The 15224-nt window shown below is 69.7% G+C and carries 15 protein-coding genes; all 15 read right to left on the bottom strand.

Annotated features, from left to right (window positions below; all coding sequences use genetic code 11):
- Nucleotides 1–1114: DNA-processing protein DprA (gene dprA, locus U9978_RS12825; RefSeq protein ID WP_322761327.1), on the bottom strand; the 1114-nt coding region annotated here is incomplete at its 3' end.
- A complete protein-coding gene (locus U9978_RS12820; RefSeq protein ID WP_322761326.1) occupies nucleotides 1111–2649 on the bottom strand; it encodes a YifB family Mg chelatase-like AAA ATPase in 1539 nt (512 codons plus the stop codon). The genes U9978_RS12820 and dprA, both read right to left, overlap by 4 nt.
- Nucleotides 2649–3005, bottom strand: coding sequence for a YraN family protein (locus tag U9978_RS12815; RefSeq protein WP_322761325.1), 357 nt, complete (start codon nucleotides 3003–3005; stop codon nucleotides 2649–2651). The genes U9978_RS12820 and U9978_RS12815 overlap by 1 nt, the downstream gene beginning before the upstream one ends.
- A gap of 141 nt (nucleotides 3006–3146) precedes the next feature.
- The gene (locus U9978_RS12810; protein WP_239310639.1) at nucleotides 3147–3440 is read right to left on the bottom strand and encodes a DUF2469 domain-containing protein; all 294 of its coding nucleotides are present in this window, start codon (nucleotides 3438–3440) and stop codon (nucleotides 3147–3149) included.
- Nucleotides 3437–4192, bottom strand: coding sequence for a ribonuclease HII (locus U9978_RS12805; RefSeq protein WP_416210950.1), 756 nt, complete (start codon nucleotides 4190–4192; stop codon nucleotides 3437–3439). The genes U9978_RS12810 and U9978_RS12805 overlap by 4 nt, the downstream gene beginning before the upstream one ends.
- The gene (gene lepB / locus U9978_RS12800; RefSeq protein WP_322761323.1) at nucleotides 4116–5336 is read right to left on the bottom strand and encodes a signal peptidase I; all 1221 of its coding nucleotides are present in this window, start codon (nucleotides 5334–5336) and stop codon (nucleotides 4116–4118) included. Before lepB ends, U9978_RS12805 begins: the two co-directional genes overlap by 77 nt.
- Nucleotides 5337–5506: 170 nt before the next feature.
- The gene (rplS, locus tag U9978_RS12795) at nucleotides 5507–5863 is read right to left on the bottom strand and encodes a 50S ribosomal protein L19 (protein ID WP_322748309.1); all 357 of its coding nucleotides are present in this window, start codon (nucleotides 5861–5863) and stop codon (nucleotides 5507–5509) included.
- Nucleotides 5864–6002: 139 nt separating this feature from the next.
- Nucleotides 6003–6731 (bottom strand): tRNA (guanosine(37)-N1)-methyltransferase TrmD, encoded by a 729-nt coding sequence (trmD, locus tag U9978_RS12790; RefSeq protein ID WP_322761322.1) that lies wholly within the window; start codon nucleotides 6729–6731, stop codon nucleotides 6003–6005.
- Nucleotides 6732–6733: 2 nt separating this feature from the next.
- On the bottom strand, nucleotides 6734–7321 hold the full coding sequence (gene rimM / locus U9978_RS12785) for a ribosome maturation factor RimM (RefSeq protein ID WP_322761321.1): 588 nt from the start codon (nucleotides 7319–7321) through the stop codon (nucleotides 6734–6736).
- On the bottom strand, nucleotides 7293–7526 hold the full coding sequence (locus tag U9978_RS12780) for an RNA-binding protein (protein ID WP_239311291.1): 234 nt from the start codon (nucleotides 7524–7526) through the stop codon (nucleotides 7293–7295). The genes rimM and U9978_RS12780 overlap by 29 nt, the downstream gene beginning before the upstream one ends.
- Nucleotides 7527–7988 (bottom strand): 30S ribosomal protein S16, encoded by a 462-nt coding sequence (gene rpsP / locus U9978_RS12775; RefSeq protein WP_322761353.1) that lies wholly within the window; start codon nucleotides 7986–7988, stop codon nucleotides 7527–7529.
- A 210-nt stretch (nucleotides 7989–8198) separates the two neighbouring features.
- Entirely contained in the window at nucleotides 8199–9803 is a 1605-nt protein-coding gene (ffh, locus tag U9978_RS12770; RefSeq protein WP_322761320.1) for a signal recognition particle protein, read from the bottom strand.
- A 280-nt stretch (nucleotides 9804–10083) separates the two neighbouring features.
- The gene (locus U9978_RS24050) at nucleotides 10084–10176 is read right to left on the bottom strand and encodes a hypothetical protein (RefSeq protein ID WP_416210949.1); all 93 of its coding nucleotides are present in this window, start codon (nucleotides 10174–10176) and stop codon (nucleotides 10084–10086) included.
- Nucleotides 10177–10217: 41 nt separating this feature from the next.
- Nucleotides 10218–11456: a signal recognition particle-docking protein FtsY gene (ftsY, locus tag U9978_RS12765; RefSeq protein ID WP_322761319.1), complete on the bottom strand. Its 1239-nt coding sequence runs from the start codon at nucleotides 11454–11456 to the stop codon at nucleotides 10218–10220.
- 34 nt (nucleotides 11457–11490) lie between these two features.
- On the bottom strand, nucleotides 11491–15072 hold the full coding sequence (gene smc, locus U9978_RS12760; RefSeq protein WP_322761318.1) for a chromosome segregation protein SMC: 3582 nt from the start codon (nucleotides 15070–15072) through the stop codon (nucleotides 11491–11493).
- Between the last annotated feature and the right edge of the window lie 152 nt (nucleotides 15073–15224).

Below are 15224 nucleotides of genomic sequence, written 5' to 3'. Positions count from 1 at the left end.
CCGCCGACGGCGCTCGGCCGAGCGCCGTCAGGCTGTACCCGCCAGCTCGATGCTCCACCAGACCCGCCGCGACAAGGGGGCCCATCAGCGCCTGCACGGTTGCCGGTCGCTGACCCACCCGTTCGGCGAGCACCGCACCACCCACCGACCCACGCGCCGGCATGACATCGAGCAGCCGCCGCACGAGCTCGGGAAGGCCGTCGCGGACGCCCGGCGGTACGGGCAGGTAGCCGGCGAGCTCACCGACCGCGCCGATCTCCTCGCAGACCTCGGCCGCATCGGTGACCAGGACGGTCTGTTCACGGTGCGTCCGCAACAGACGGTGGCAGCCCACGCTCAGTGCGCTGGTGACGGGTCCGGGAACAGCCATGACCACCCGCCCCAACCGCCGGGCGTGCCGGGCGGTGTTCAGAGCACCGCTTCGATGACCCGCCTCGACCAGAACCGTGCCCCGGGTCAACGCGGCGATGATCCTGTTACGGGTCAGGAAGCGCCCCCGGTAGGGCGGGCTGCCCGGTGGCGCCTCGCTCAGGACCAGCCCGTTGTCGCGGATACGCGCCAGCAGCTCCGCGTGGGCACGCGGATAGGCGATGTCGACGCCGCCGGCAAGGACCGCAATCGTGGGCCCACCGGCCGCGAGCGCGCCACGGTGGGCAGCCGCATCGATGCCGAAGGCCGCCCCGGAGACCACCGTCCAGCCCCGGTCCGACAGCCCCGAGGCAAGATCGGAGGTGACGGTCGTTCCATAGGCCGTGGCCGCGCGCGACCCCACGACCGCCACGGCCCGCTCGCACAACTGGTTGAGGTCCCCGGCGCCGTGCACCCACAGCGCGAGCGGTTCGCCCGGTTCGGTGTGCGCATCGGCCCCGGGCACATCGCGAAGTACGCCCAGCGCGGACGGCCACTCCAGGTCACCCGGGCAGAGCAGTCGCCCGCCGAGTGTGGCCAGCAGGCGAAGGTCGCGCTCCGGGTCGACATCGGGATGGCGCACGCGTAGATCGGCCCAGACCGATGCCGCTCCGCGGCGGGCGACCTCGATACCGATCGCCGGCTTGTCAGACCCGACCGCGCGTGCCAGGGCCACCCGAGCCAGCCGCTCGCTGTCGGCGGTCACTGGGACCGCCCTGGCAGGCGCAGGTCCAAAGCCATCCCGAGCTGGGTCGGCCCGGGGCACGCCACGCCTGCGAGGTCGGCGAGGGTCCAGGCGACCCGCAGGACCCGGTCGAGCCCCCGAGCGGTCAGCTGACCCGATTCGAAGGCAAGATCGGCTGGTCGGGTCACGCCGGCCGGCAGCGGCCACATTCGGCGCAGCGCCGGACCCGGGATCTCGGCGTTGGTCCGCCACGGCGTCCCGGTCAACCGGCGGGCGGCCGCCTGCCGAGCACCCCGGACGCGCTCGGCCGCCACCACGGAGGTCTCGGCGTACTTGTAGTCCGCTCGCAGCTCGGCGCGGCTCGGCGCGGCAAGCTCCACCTGCAGATCCACCCGGTCGAGCAGGGGTCCCGACAGCCGGGAGAGATAGCGTCTGCGAACCAGGCTCGGGCAGTCGCACAGTTTGGCCGCGGCGCCGCCCGCCCGGGCGCATGGGCACGGGTTCGCCGCCAACACCAACAGGAACCGGGCGGGAAACCGGGCGCTGATCCGGGCCCGGGCAATCTCGATCACCCCGCTTTCCAACGGCTGGCGTAACGCGTCCAACGTGGGGCGGGCGAATTCGGGAGCCTCGTCCAGAAACAGGACACCCCGGTGTGCCTGGCTGGCCAGCCCCGGCCGCAGCACGGTTGAACCGGCACCGACGAGTGCACCTGGTGTTGCCGAGTGATGCGGGCTGCGAAACGGCGGACGGAGCACGAGCGGGCAGTGCGCCGGCAGCAACCCGGCAACCGAGTGCACGGCTGTTACCTCCAGCGCGGCCTCGGCGTCGAGCGCGGGCAGCAGACCTGGCAACCGCTCTGCCAGCATGGTCTTGCCGCTGCCCGGTGGCCCTTGCATGAACAGGTGGTGGCCGCCGGCAGCCGCCACTTCGACCGCCAGACGACCGCGGGACTGGCCCGCCACGTCGGCGAGATCGCCGGCATCCTGCGCGGCGGCCGGCGGCCCATCCAGGATGATTCCGGGCGGTGGAGCCGGCGCGTACTCACCACGCAGGAGCCGGACCAGACAGTCGAGATCCCGCACGGGTTCGACGACGACGCCCGGGACCAACGCCGCCTCCGCGCCGTTCGCCTCGGGAACGACGACGCGGTCAATGCCCGCATCGAGCGCGGACATCACCGCCGGCAGCACACCGCGGACAGGCCGCAACCGGCCGTCCAGCGCAAGCTCGCCAAGGAGCACCCGGCCGCGGAGCGAATCCGGTGGAACCGTGGCCGCAGCGCCGAGAACCGCTGCGGCCATCGCCACGTCGAACCCGCTGCCGGACTTCGGCAGGGTCGCGGGGAAGAGCCCGACCGTGATCCGCTGGTTGGGCCAGGCCTGACCCGAGTTGACGATCGCGGCGCGGATGCGGTCCTTGGCCTCGTGCAGCGCCGCGTCCGGCAAACCGACGAGGGTGATGGCGGGCAGCCCGTTGGCGAGATCCGCCTCGACTTCGACGAGGTGCCCGTGCACCCCCACGATGGCGACGCTGAACGCCCGCGCGAGCGCCATCAGAACGCCCCGCGCAGGTGTTCCACCCGAATCGGGCGATCCCAGCGGCGATACACCTCGACGACGTCGAACCGCAACGCCACCAGTTCATGATTATGATCATGAAGCCACTGTGCGGCGACCCGGCGGATCCGCGCGGCCTTGGCTGGGACCACGGCAGCGGCCGGCGTCCCGTAGCGGTCCCCGGAGCGGGTCTTGACCTCACAGAACACCAGACACGAACCGTCCCGGGCGACGATGTCGACCTCGCCCGCGGCGCACCGCCAGTTGCGGTCGACGATCTCCATTCCGCCCTCCAGCAGATGCCGGACGGCGGTGTCCTCCCCGAACCTCCCGAGCGCATCCTTGACCCGCATCGTCCGCTCCCGTCCACGGGCGACGGACGCGCCCGTGAAGATCAGAGTGGTCGACGGGTCGGCCCTTGGCGATAAAAGATCAGGTTCTGTGGACAACGTGTGTTCATCCACAGGCCCGACCCGAGCCGGATGCAGCGGGCGTCAGAGCTCCGCTTTGGTCAGCTCCTCGACGTTGATGTCCTTGAACGTGACCACACGGACGTTCTTCACGAACCGCGCAGGCCGGAACATGTCCCACACCCACGCATCGCGCAGGGTGAGTTCGAAGAAGACCTCGCCGGCGCTGTTGCGGACATCGATCTGGTAATCGTTCGCCAGATAGAAACGACGATCAGTCTCGATCACGTAGGAGAACAGACCGACGACGTCCCGGTACTCGCGATAGAGCTGGAGCTCCATCTCGGTCTCGTACTTTTCGAGGTCCTCGGCGCTCATGCGCTCTCCGTCGCGCTGCATAGCCCGGTCGGTGTCACGACGTCCTCCAGCCGCGACAGTCGTTCACGGTGAGCTCCTGCCACATTGACATACGACATCCGATGCTGTTCACACGGCCCGTAAACGGCCAGAGCCGCGGCGTGCGTGGCTGTGACATACCCTTTGTGCTGCGCAAAATCGTACTCGGGAAAGCCGGAGTGCAGACCGTCCATGATCCGATCCCTGGTCACCTTTGCGACGACGGACGCCGCTGCCACGCAGGCCACCACCTGGTCCCCCTTGAGCACGGCTGTGGAGCCGACTCCCAACCCCGCCACCGCGAACCCGTCGGTCAGGACATATCCGGGCCGCTGAGCCAACCGGGCCACCGTGCGGCGCATTCCGGCTATGTTCGCCACATGTACACCGTGCAGGTCGATCTCGGAAGCGTCGATCACGACGGTCGCCCAGGCCTGGGCGACGCCGAGTATGTCCTCGAACACCTGGTCACGCAGACGGGCCGACAGCCGTTTGGAGTCTGCCAGCGCACCGAGCCGTCGTGATCCACCCGCGGGCAGAATGACGGCTGCAACCACGAGCGGACCTGCGCACGCGCCACGGCCGGCCTCATCAACCCCGGCAACGGGGCCGAGCCCTCGGCGCACGAGCGCACGCTCGTAGCCCCACAGCCCGCCGTCACGTCGGATCGTCGCGCTGGCCGGGGTGAACGGCAGCGTACGGTCGGGTCCGACGTCCCCGCCGACGGCGGTCATCGTCGCCGCTGTCGTCACCCGGGCTCCTTCCCGACGGTACCCGCCGTCCCGACAGTGCTCGCCGTCCCGACAGTGCTCGCCGTCCCGACAGTGCTCGCCGTCGAGATGCGGCAACCCCGCCCATCGCCACCACGCCGGCCCCCGCCATGCCTGAGGCGGAGGCGAAGATGTTCGGCGGGGACAGAATCGCCACCCGCCCCAGGGGCCATACCCGCACGAACGCGCGGCCGACGACCTTGCTTTCCGGGATGGTCCCGTTCACCCGCGAATCCGACGACTCGCTGCGGTGGTCACCCATGACCCACAGCTCGCCGGCTGGCACCTTCACCGGAGCGAACTCACGTCCGGAGCCGGCCGGGCTGTTCTCGTAGACGTACGGCTCATCGAGCGGCTTGTCGTTGACCGTCACCCGTCCCTGAGCATCACAACAGGCGACGGTGTCGCCACCCACGCCGATGACACGCTTGATGAAGTCCTTGTCGCTGGGGGCGCCGAGGCCGAACACGCCCTGAACCGAGCGCACCGCGCGGGAGAGGACGTTGCTCGGCGGATCGATCAGGGTCTCGGCCCGCTCGAAGCCGGTTCCGTCGCCGTTGAAGACGACGATCTCACCGCGGTGGACATCCCTGAACCGGTAGACGAGCTTGTTGACCAGAACTCGGTCGTTGACCAGCAGGGTCCGTTCCATCGAGACGGTCGGGATCCAGAACGCCTGGACGAGGAACGCCTTGATGACCAGCGCGAGCAGGAATGCCACCAGCACGAGGACGGGTAGCTCGCGGGCGAACGAACCTCTGCCGCCGCGACCGCCCCGGCCTCGGCCCAGTCCCAGCCGCCCGCGCCGTGGGGTGGTCGCCTCCGCGGTCGGATCCGCCTCGAGCCCCTCGGCGTCACCACCGGTCACGGGCTCCGCGCTCACCACCGGGTCGGACGCGCCAACCGACGACGTCACAACGTCTTCCCCGCGGCTGTCCGCAGGGACGGGTCCGGCACGCTCATGCGCGGCGTGACCGGCTTGGCCGTCATGCCCCGTCTTCTGCCCGAAGCCGTCCTGTTGCCCCAAGCCGTCATCAGGCGGCCCCTGGCCACTGGCCGGAACAGGAGCGTCCCAGCGCGCCGGAAGACTCTGCTCGGCTCCACTCACCGCGCCACCTCATGGGTTGGCCGATCTCGGCCGAATTTGATGATCTTCACCGTGGTATCCGATCGGAATCGATCGTTGACCACCCTACGCGCACGGCCTGCCCCGGCAACGACACGGTGACGTACACGCGCCAACGCACGGTCAACGTCTGCGCCACCCCACGCAAAGTCTCAGCGTCCAGCCGGCCGACGCTTCTCCTTGATCTTTGCAGCCTTGCCACGCAGCTCACGGAGGTAATACAGCTTCGCTCGCCGCACGTCACCACTGGTCACGATTTCGATCTTGGAGACGACCGGGCTGTGAACCGGGAAGGTTCGCTCAACCCCGACACCGAAACTGACCTTGCGGACCGTGAAGGTCTCGCGAACGCCACCGCCCTGCCGGCGGATGACAACGCCCTGGAAAACCTGGATGCGCTGGCGATTGCCCTCGACGACACGGACGTGGACCTTCAGGGTGTCGCCCGGCCAGAACTGCGGGACGTCGGTCCTCAGCGACGCGGCGTCGAGGCTGTCCAGGGTTTGCATGGCAGTCGCTTTCTCGCGGGAATGACGGGGATGAATCGGCTGTAGTCCAACCGTCAAAGATGATCAATCATTGTGGATCATACCGTCGCCCACCCGGTGGAAGTTCCAACTAGGGCGGCAGACGGCCGGACACCGCATCCTACTGTGCCACACGACCGGCCGGGTCGGTGCCGGCCGGGTCGGTGCCGGCCAACAGATCCGGCCGGCGTTGCGCGGTCCGCCGCAGAGCCACCTCCCGACGCCACCGGATGATGGCGCCGTGGTCACCGGAGCGCAGCACGGCGGGCACCTCGCGGTCGTGCCACACCGGTGGGCGGGTGTAGACCGGCGGTTCCAGGAGCCCGTTGGCGAAGGAGTCGTCCGCAACGGACTCGGCGTTACCCACCACACCGGGCAGCAGCCGGGTGACCGCCTCCACCATCACCAGGGTCGCGACCTCTCCCCCAGCCAGCACGTAGTCACCGAGTGAGATCTCGTCGTCGGCCCATGCCTCGATGACCCGCGCGTCGATTCCCTCATAGCGGCCGCAACAGAACACCAGCCACGGTTCAGCGGCCAGACCGCCGGCGTATCCCTGGGTGAAGGGCCGGCCGACCGGGGTCGGGACGATGATCCGCGGTCGCCGGCCATCGGCCGCCCCCGATTCGCTCACCTCGGTCAGCGCCGCCCACCACGGTTCCGGCCGCATCACCATGCCCGGCCCCCCGCCATAGGGGGCGTCGTCAACGGTCCGGTGCACGTCACTCGCCCACTGCCGAAGATCGTGCAGATGAACGTCGATGATGCCCCGGTCACGCGCCCGGCCGACCAGCGACAGTTCCAACGGGCTGAGATAGTCAGGAAAGATCGTGATGATGTCAACGCGCACGGTCACTCCAGGTCGAGCAGGCCTGGCGGCGGGTCGACCACGAGCCGGCCGTCGGACACCTCGACGCTGGGGACGATCTCGCGCACGAACGGAATGAGTACTTCGCGCCCGTCGGCGCGGCCGACCGCGAGCAGCTCCCCGGCGGGTGTGTGGACCACATCGACGACCGTACCGACGGCCGCGCCGTCCACGGTCAGCACCTGGAGTCCGACGAGGTCACGGTCCCACCACAGGTCGTCCGCGGCATCGTCGTCGTCGTCCGCGGCAGCACCCACGGCGTCGGGCGCGATGGTGAGGATCCGGCCACGCAAGGCTTCGGCGGCGGTACGGTCATCGACCCCCTCGAACCGTACGAGCAGGCGCCCGCCATGCCAATGGGACCCGGCGATCACCAACAGACCGGCGACCGGGGTGTCGCCGTGAAACCGAGACCCCGGCGCGAAGCGTCGGTCCGGAACATCCGTCCGGACGTCGATCGTCACGTCCCCGCGGACGCCATGGGGACGTCCGATCCGACCGACGACGACCTGTTCGTCGGTCGGGCTGCCCGAAGGCCGCCGGCTACCGGTCGACGTCGACGACGTCGACACGCAGACCTCGGCCTCCCACACCGGCCATGACCGTCCGCAGCGCGCGGGCGGTCCGCCCGCCGCGCCCGATCACCTTGCCGAGATCGTCTGGATGCACACGGACCTCCAGGGTCCGACCCCGGCGACCCGACTGCATGTCGACGCGCACATCATCGGGATGATCGACGATGCCCCGGACAAGATGCTCGAGCGCGGCCTCCAGCACTTACTGCCCCGCCGGAGTCGACGGCTCGGCCGCCGGTGCGCTCTGCTGCTGCTCGCCCGCGGGTGCGTCGTCGGAAGCCTTCTTGGCCTTCTTCGGGGTGGTGGCAGGCTTGTCGCCGAGACCCGCAGCTGCCCGAGCCGCAGCCTGGAAGATCTCCCGCTTGTCAGGCTTGGGAGCCGCGACCTTCATCGGCGGTGGCGCGGGCAGACCCTTGAACTTCTGCCAGTCACCGGTGACCTTGAGGATCGCGAGCACCGGCTCGGTCGGCTGAGCGCCCACACCGAGCCAGTACCCGGCGCGTTCACCGTCCACCTTGATGATGCTCGGGTCGGACTTGGGGTGATACTGCCCGATCGCCTCGATGACCCGTCCGTCTCGCTTGGTACGGGCGTCCGCGATGACGATGCGGTAGTGCGGCTCGCGCATCTTGCCGAGACGCTGAAGTTTGATCTTGGTTGCCACGATTGTCGAACTGCTCCAGACGTACGTCAGTAGCCACTGGAATGCCACGGTGGGGACGCGGAACACCGGCAGCTGGGTTTTCGGAGCGTCAAAGCGGTGGAGAGGGCCACCGCGACGACGCCGATGGTGAGGAACCCATGTCGTTCCCATAGTTTGCCAGATCGCGAGCGCCGATACGCCCCCGGGCCGGTGGGCACTGCCCGGAGCCTGTCAGCGCTGCCTACCGCGACCCCGCCCGGGCGGCGGACCCCCCGGTGGCAAACCGCTACCACGCATCAGGGCGGACAGGTCGGGCATGGCCGGATCACCGAGCCCGGCGGGCGGGCCGCCGGGTTGGCCGCCGGGTTGGCCGCCCGGTATGCCGCCCGCGCGCCGGGCCTGCGCGGCGGCCTGCTGGGCCTGGGTCTGCGCGGCGCGTGCAGCCGGATTGCCCTTGCGGTTCGCGCCTTTTCCCTTCTTGCCCGCCTTGCGGTTGGCCGCGCCCCGGCCGCCCTGCCCACCGCCGGGCAACCCCATTCCGCCGGTCATCTTCTTCATGACCTTGCGCGCCTCGGCAAACCGGTCGAGCAGCTGGTTGACCTCAGTGACGGTGACGCCGGAGCCTCGGGCCACCCGAGCCTTGCGGGACGCCTGGAGAATCCGCGGGTCGTGGCGCTCAGCCGGGGTCATCGACCGGATGATCGCGACTACCCGATCGACGTCACGTTCACCGACCTGGGACAGCTGCTCCTTCATCTGCCCCATCCCGGGCAGCATTCCGAGCAGGTTGGCGATCGGCCCCATCTTGCGGACGGCGAGCATCTGATCGAGGAAATCCGACAGCGTGAACTCCGAGGCGGCCATCTTGGCCGCCATCGCCTCGGCCTGGTCGGCCTCGAACGCCTTCTCCGCCTGCTCGATGAGGGTGAGGACGTCACCCATCCCCAGAATGCGCGACGCCATCCGCTCGGGGTGGAAGACGTCGAAGTCCTCCAGCGCCTCACCGGTCGACGCGAACATGATCGGTTTGCCGGTCAGATGCGCGACCGACAACGCGGCGCCACCGCGGGCGTCGCCGTCGAGCTTGGTGAGCACGACGGCAGTGAAACCGACACCGTCTGCGAAGGCCTGTGCGGTGGTGACGGCATCCTGGCCGATCATCGCGTCGACGACGAACAGGATCTCGTCCGGCGACGTGACGTCCCTGATGTCCGCCGCCTGCCGCATCATCTCGACGTCCACGCCGAGACGGCCGGCGGTGTCGACGACCACCACGTCGTATTGGCGACGCCGCGCATGTTCCACGGCGGCACGCGCGACCGCGACCGGGTCGCCCACCCCGTTGCCGGGCTCGGGCGCGAACACGTCGACCTCGGCCCGGGCGGCCACAACCTGAAGCTGGGTGACCGCGTTCGGACGTTGCAGGTCGGCGGCGACCAGCAGCGGCGTGTGCCCCTGGGCCGCGAGCCACCGGCCGAGCTTGCCGGCGAGGGTCGTCTTACCCGTACCCTGCAGGCCGGCGAGGAGGATGACGGTGGGAGGCGCCTTGGCCAACCGCAGGGTCGTCGTGCCGCCACCCAGGATCGCGACGAGCTCTTCGTTCACGATCTTGATGACCTGCTGGGCCGGGTTCAGGGACGTCGAGACCTCCGAACCCATCGCCCGCTCGCGCACGGCTGCGATGAAGGCCCGAACCGCCGGCAACGCGACGTCGGCCTCCAGCAACGCCACCCGGATCTCCCGGGCGGTCGCATTGATGTCAGCCTCGGACAACCGCCCCTTGCCGCGGAGCGACGAGAAAGCCTTGTCGAGGCGGCTGGACAGGGTGTCGAACACGCGCACACTCCGAGATCGCTGGCGAACCGCAGCTCTCAGGGTACGCACCGGGACAGCGCTGCGGACAGCCCGACGAGGTACGCCCACACGGTGATCACGGTGCAAACCTGCAGCGATCACCGCCCTCCCCGTCGAGGACGGCGGGTACACCTCGCCGGACATCACGTCCCGGCCACCGGGTCCGGCCGGGCTCCGAACCCCACCTTGGCACTGTAGGTCACCGCGACGCCGGGTGAAAGGGACTCCTCGTGGCCACAGCGTGGGCTCCGACGACGCTCCGTCAGGGTGTCCCGGTCAGGAATGTCCCGGTCAGGAATGTCCCGGTCAGGAATGTCCCGGTCAGGAATGTCCCGGTCAGGAATGTCCCGGTCAGGAATGTCCCGGTCAGGAATGTCCCGGTCAGGAATGCCCCGGTCAGGTCGCCGGATCTCCCAGCAACGCGTCGACGAATGCCTCCGGATCGAACGGCGCGAGGTCGTCGGGTCCCTCCCCGAGACCGACCAGCTTCACCGGCACGCCGAGTTCCCGCTGGACGGCGATCACGATGCCACCCTTGGCGGTCCCGTCGAGCTTGGTGAGCACGATCCCCGTGATGTCCACCGCCCGGGTGAACACCCGGGCCTGTTCCACGGCGTTCTGTCCGGTCGTCGCGTCGAGGACGAGCAGGACCTCGTCCACCGGACCGATCTTGGTCACCACACGTTTGATCTTGGCGAGCTCGTCCATGAGCCCGGCCTTCGTGTGCAGGCGTCCGGCCGTGTCCACCACCACGGTGTCCGCCCCGACACCGATCCCTCGTCTGGCGGCCTCGAAGGCGACCGATGCGGGATCTCCGCCCTCGCCGCCGCGCACCGTCTGCGCCCCAACCCTGCTCCCCCACGTCTCCAGCTGGTCAGCGGCGGCGGCCCGGAAGGTGTCTGCCGCGCCCAGCACCACCGTGCGGTCGTCCGCCACCAGCAGACGGGCGATCTTTCCGCAGGTCGTGGTCTTACCGGTGCCGTTCACCCCGACAACGAGGATGTTCGCGGGCCGGCCGTCCGCGGTCGCGTGCAGCGTGCGGTCCATGCTGGTACCGATCTGGGCGAGCAGCTCGTCGCGCAGCAGCGCACGCACATCCTCAGGCCGCCGGGCGCCGAGAACCTTGACCCTCATACGCAGCGACGCGACCAGCTCCTGGGTAGGCACCACACCGACATCGGCGACCAGCAGGGTCGTCTCGATGTCGTCCCAGGCATCGTCATCGAGGTTGTCCCGGGACAACAGCAGCAGAAGGCCACGGCCCAGGCTGTTCTGGGACCGCGCGAGCCGCTCCCGCAGACGGACCAACCGGCCCGCGGCCGGGGCCGGTACCTCCAGTCGGGCTTCCCGTTCGAGTTCCAGTTCGTACAGTTCGTCCTCGGCCGCAGCGTCGGCCTCGACTGCAGCGTCGGCCTCGACTGCGGGTTCGGGGATATCGACGGTCTCGACCGTCCGCCGGGGTGTGTCACGTGGGATCTCGGCGTCGTCACCCACTCCGGGCCGGTAGTCCACGCCCGGATGCGGCCGGGCACGGGTGGGCGTGTCTCGATGTCGGCGCCGGGTGCCCAGCACCAAGCCGGCGGAGGCGACAAGACCGAACACGACGATCGCGATGATGATGAGGACGTACTCCACGCCTCCGATCCTGACAGACCAGACGGTGGCTTACTCAGGCCGTAGCGCGTTCCCGGAGCCGCTGGCTGATCACTGTGGTGACTCCGTCCCCACGCATCGACACACCGTAGAGCGCGTCCGCGATCTCCATCGTGCGCTTCTGGTGGGTGATAATGATCAACTGAGATTTCGCCCGCAGACCTTCCAACGCCTCCAGCAGCCGACCGAGGTTGCGGTCGTCAAGGGCGGCCTCAACCTCGTCCAACACGTAGAAGGGTGACGGCCGGGCGCGAAAGATCGCGAGCAGCAGGGCGATCGCCGTCAGCGAACGCTCACCGCCTGACAACAGCGACAGACGCTTGACCTTCTTGCCCGGTGGCCGCGCCTCCACCTCGATTCCGGTAGTGAGCATGTCATCGGGATCGGTGAGCACGAGCCGGCCGTCACCGCCGGGGAACAGGGTTGCGAAAACTATCTCGAACTCGCGCGCCGTGTCCTCGAACGCCGCGCGAAAGACATCCCGGACCCGCTCGTCGACCTCGGCGACGACCAACAGAAGATCACGACGGGTATTCTTGATGTCGTCGAGCTGCGTTGACAGAAACGACGCACGCTCGGTCAGCGCCTCGAACTCCTCGAGTGCGAGCGGGTTGACCTTACCCAGCCGGGCGAGCTGCCGTTCGGCCGCAGCCGCCCGTGCCGACTGCTCGGCCCGGTCGAACGCGACGGCCTCGCAGTCGGGGGTGTCCGGCGGCACGGGCATGTGCGGTCCGTACTCGTTGACAAGATCATCGGCCGCGATGCTGTGCTCCTCGAACGCCTTGGTCTCCAGCGTCTCCACCCGCAGGCGCTTCTGCGCGCGGGCGAGCTCGTCGCGATGGACATCGTCGCGCAGCGCGGCGAGTTCGGCGGCGAGTGTCCGGACCTGCTCGCGGACGGCGGTCAGATCGGACTCGGTCTGCCGGCGAAGCGCTTCGACGCGCCGGCGTTCGGTGTCGGCGGCGACCAGGGAGTGCTCCAGCGCTGCGAGGGCATGACCGGCGGCGTCGGCCACAGCCGCGGCGACACTCGCCTGACGCTCCCGGATCTCCCGTCGCCGCGCCGCTGCCAGCCGCGCGGCCCGTTCGTTCGCGGCGGACCGTACCAGCGCGTCCGCGCGGCCGGCCAGCGCCCGGGCCCGTTCCTCGCTGGTACGCACCGCGAGGCGTGCCTCGACCTCCTCGCCGCGCACGGCCGCGGTCGCGGCGGCGAGACGGTCGCGCTGCTCCGATGACCTCTCCCCGACGTCGGGTTCCGACGATGTCGCGGCCAGCGTCGCCTCCAGCTCGGCCAGAGCGCCGTATGCCTGGTCACGGGCGGTTTCAGCCTGTATCCGGACGCGTTCGAGACGTTCGACCTCCGCGGCCCCCGACCGGTTCATCCGCTCCAGCTGGGACAGCTGCTCGGACAACGCCCGGTACCGGGCGTCCGCGCCGTGCAGCGCCGCCGACGCGTCGTCGATCCCGCCGCGGGCCCGCTTCACCTCCTCGCCTGCTGCGGCGACGGCGCCGGCTGCACGTTCACCGCTGGCTGCGGCCTCAAGCATCCGGGATTCCGCCTCGTCCGCCGCGGCCCGCAGCTCCAGCAGGGATGGCGCGCGTGCGCTGCCGCCGATGGCGAATCCGGGCCCGATCACGTCACCGGCCCGGGTGACCGCCCGGATGCCGGGATGCTCGCGGACGAGGTCAACGGCCACCTCGAGGTCGGCGACAACCATGGTGGCGGCAAGCAGCCGCGCCACTCCCGCGGCATAGCGCGGGTCGCTGACCCGGACGAGGTCCGCGGCCCGAACCCCACCGCGACGCGCGTCGGGTGGCAGGGCCGCGGTGGGATCTGCATCGGGCGTCTCGACACCGGACCCGTCGGCGACGATCAGTGCCGCACGCCCCGCGTCGACAGCGCGCAGCCACTCGAACGCGGTGCTGACATCCCCGACGGCGCCGACCGCCACGGCGTCGGCGGCGGGACCCAGCACGGCTGCCACGGCGGTCTCCGCCCCCGGCTCGACCGACAGAAAAGCCGCGAGGCGGCCCAGTACACCGGTGGGCACTGTGGACCCGTCCGGCCGGGCGGTAGCGGCGTCCAGCAGCGCGGCAGCGCCGTCCTTGGGCGTCAGCGACAGGGTGAGTGCCTCCCGCCGGGCCTTCCAGGAGGCCCGATCGCGTTCCGCGGAACGCTCCTGCGAACGCAGACTCTCCAACCGTGCCGTGGCGTCGCCATGGACCGCCACGGCCTCGGCATGGCGTGCTGCCAGCTCGGCGCGGGTCGTCTGGATCTGCGCGAGCTCCGAGCTCAAGGTGACGCGCTGCTCGCTTGCCTCGCCGCCGCGGTGCCGAGCGGCGTCCACCGCCTCGGACATCCGGACGATCTCAGTTTCGGCGCTGGTGGCGCGGGATCGCGCAGCCTCCACCCGTCCGGCCATTCGGGCCAGATTCTCCCGCCGGCTCGACGCCTCCCGTGCGGCGGCGATGAGCGCCTTCTCCTCACCGGCCAGTGCGGCTTCAAGCTCGGCCCGGCGGGCGACGACCTCAGCGAGGCCATCGCGATCAGCATCCAATCGAACACCGAGAGCATTCTCCTGTTCCCGAACGGCTGCAGCCTCCTGTTCCAACTGTTCGGGGTCTCGCCCACCGCGGGGTTCGTCGGCGCCGGAGCGCAGCAGCCGGACCCGTTCGGCTGCGAGTGACCGGGTACCCCGCAGGCGTTCCCGCAGGGACGCCAGGGCATGCCAGACCTCGCCCGCGGCGACGGCCTGGGGGGTCACCGCGGCAAGCTCGACCTCCAGGACCTGCTCACGCTGCTGGCTGTCGGTATGGGCACGCCCGGCCGTGGCGAGGCGGACCCGCAGCGCTTCTTCATCCCTGACATCGGAGGCGATGTCACCGCGCGCAGTGACGATGTCGTCGGCCAACAGGCGCAGCCGCGAGTCACGCACCGCCGCCTGGATGACGCCGGCCTTGCGGGCGATCTCCGCCTGCCGGCCCAGCGGACCCAGCTGGCGCCGCAGTTCGGCGGACAGGTCGGTCAGGCGGGTGAGATTGGCGGCCATCGCCTCCAACTTGCGCAGGGCCTTTTCCTTGCGCTTGCGGTGCTTGAGGACACCTGCGGCCTCCTCCACAAAGGCGCGCCGGTCCTCGGGGCGGGCGTGCAATACCGCGTCCAGCTGGCCCTGACCGACGATGACGTGCAGCTCACGGCCGATTCCGGAGTCACTCATGAGCTCTTGGATGTCCAGCAGCCGGCATGTACTACCGTTGATCGTGTATTCACTCTCGCCGCTGCGGAACATCAGGCGACCGACCGTCACCTCGCTGTAGTCGATGGGCAGGGCACCGTCGGTGTTGTCGATGGTGAGCAGGACCTCGGCGCGGCCCAGCGGCGGGCGCGACGGTGTGCCGGCGAAGATGACATCCGACATCGTCCCGCCACGCAGTGCCTTGGCACCCTGCTCGCCGAGTACCCATGCCATCGCGTCGACGACGTTGCTCTTACCGGAGCCGTTCGGCCCGACAACGCAGGTGATGCCGGGTTCGAGGTGCAGGGTCGTCGAACTCGCGAACGACTTGAAACCCCGCAGGGTGAGGCTCTTGAGATGCACCTGTCTCCGAAGCTGTCGGAGTGGACGCGGGCTGCTGGCACCGACGGACGATCGGACACCAACGATACCGCCCGCCGGGCGCCTGATTCGGCGCATGAGGCCCCGGCAGCACGAAGGGACGTTCCCCACAAGGAGAAACGTCCCTTAACTCC

Origin of the sequence: Protofrankia sp. Cr2, assembly GCF_963555885.1 — a bacterium.
GTDB lineage: Bacteria > Actinomycetota > Actinomycetes > Frankiales > Frankiaceae > Protofrankia.
Note: the sequence above shows the minus strand (reverse complement) of the source record. Positions and strands in the feature narration are given on the sequence as shown.

Bases quoted from the DNA above. Each gene is read 5' to 3' on its own strand.
- U9978_RS12805 (WP_416210950.1), bottom strand. From the start codon at position 4,192: ATGACCGCCGTCGGCGGGGACGTCGGACCCGACCGTACGCTGCCGTTC.
- U9978_RS12820 (WP_322761326.1), bottom strand. From the start codon at position 2,649: ATGGCGCTCGCGCGGGCGTTCAGCGTCGCCATCGTGGGGGTGCACGGG.
- U9978_RS12815 (WP_322761325.1), bottom strand. From the start codon at position 3,005: ATGCGGGTCAAGGATGCGCTCGGGAGGTTCGGGGAGGACACCGCCGTC.
- rplS (WP_322748309.1), bottom strand. From the start codon at position 5,863: ATGCAAACCCTGGACAGCCTCGACGCCGCGTCGCTGAGGACCGACGTC.
- U9978_RS12810 (WP_239310639.1), bottom strand. From the start codon at position 3,440: ATGAGCGCCGAGGACCTCGAAAAGTACGAGACCGAGATGGAGCTCCAG.